The following is a 1,467-nucleotide window of genomic DNA, read 5'->3' on the forward strand; positions in this document are numbered from 1 at the left end:
TCTTGGTAGATGATTCTTGTTGCGACGCAAGAATATCCATCTTCCAAGGGCCTCGTTTGTCCATTCTTCCTGATCCAGGCGCTGCCGCGGGTGTCGGGGCACTGGCGACGTTCCGCGATGAGCTCTATCGGTGCCTGACCGCGCGAGCGGACACGCTGTTCGAGCTGTCCGACGCCTTGCTTTGTGTCCCGGGGCCGGTGACCTCGCTCCCGGCTCTCTCGCTATCCGGCGTGTTCCGCCGCGGACACGGCGCCCTCTATGACGCCCTCGGGGCCGGTCGAGTCGATGCCGACCGTCTTCGGAACCTGCTCGCAGGCGGGCGGATCGGACGCGTCGGCGGCCGGATCGTGCTGTCGGTGGATGTCACCAATTGGCTGCGCCCGGACGCGAACCGGAGTCCCGACCGACTGTTCTGCCATGTATACGGGCGTGGCCGATCAGCTGACCAGTTCATTCCGGGATGGCCGTACTCGGTCGTGGCGGCGCTGGAGTCGGGAGCGTCGTCGTGGACACAGATCCTGGACGCGGCCCGGATCGGCCCGGATGACGATGTGCAGGCCGTGACCGCGGCCCAGATCCGCGGGGTCGTCGAACGGTTGGCCACCGCCGGTCATCACCACCGGGGCGACCAACCGATCCTGGTGGTCGCCGATGCCGGCTACGACGCGGCCCGATTGGCGTGGTGTCTGCGAGACCTGCCGGTCATCGTGACCGCCAGGGTCCGATCGGACCGAATCTTCTACGCTCGCCCGGACCGCCAAGCCGCGGCCGGTGGGAGGGGCGGGCGGCCGCCGAAACACGGCGCCGCGCACCGGTTGTCCGAACCGGACAGCTGGGAGCCACCGGCGTACTCCACCGCCTGCGATACCGCGCGCTACGGCAGGCTGGAGGCCAGGTCATGGGACCGGTTGCACCCGCGGCTGACGCAGCGGGCCGCCTGGATCGACGCCGGAGCTGAACTGCCAGTCATCGACGGGACCCTGACGCGCATCACCGTCGACCGCCTCCCGCACGAGGGCAGCCCGAAACCGTTGTGGCTGTGGACCTCCGCGGCCGACCTAGCTCCGGCTGAGCTCGATGGGATCCGGGCCGCATGGCTGCGCCGCTTCGACATCGAGCACACCTTCCGGTTCCTCAAGCAGACCCTTGGGTGGACTGTTCCCCGACCCCGCACCCCTGCTCAGGCCGACGTCTGGACCTGGATTGTCATCGCCGCCTTCACACAACTCGGACTCGCCCGCGGCCTGACCCTCGACCTGCGTCTGCCCTGGGAGACACCGGCCCCGCCCGGCAAGCTGACCCCGGCTCGCGTGCGCCGAGGGTTTCCGAACCTCCGCCCCGATCTGGGCTGCCCAGCCGGTGCTCCGAAACCAGCACGACCAGGACCTGGTCGACCCAAAGGCCGACGCAACACCCGACGCGCGCCCGTCTGTAACCCCGGCAAGACTACGAAGCGGAGTAAAAGCC

1 protein-coding gene is annotated in these 1,467 nt (G+C 68.7%); it reads left to right on the forward strand.

The annotated features are described in order from the left end of the window. Positions 1 to 56 precede the first annotated feature (56 nt). Positions 57 to 1,467: NF041680 family putative transposase (locus ACYVK3_RS21795; RefSeq protein WP_460499461.1), on the forward strand; the 1,411-nt coding region annotated here is incomplete at its 3' end.

This window comes from Glycomyces tarimensis (assembly GCF_054776215.1).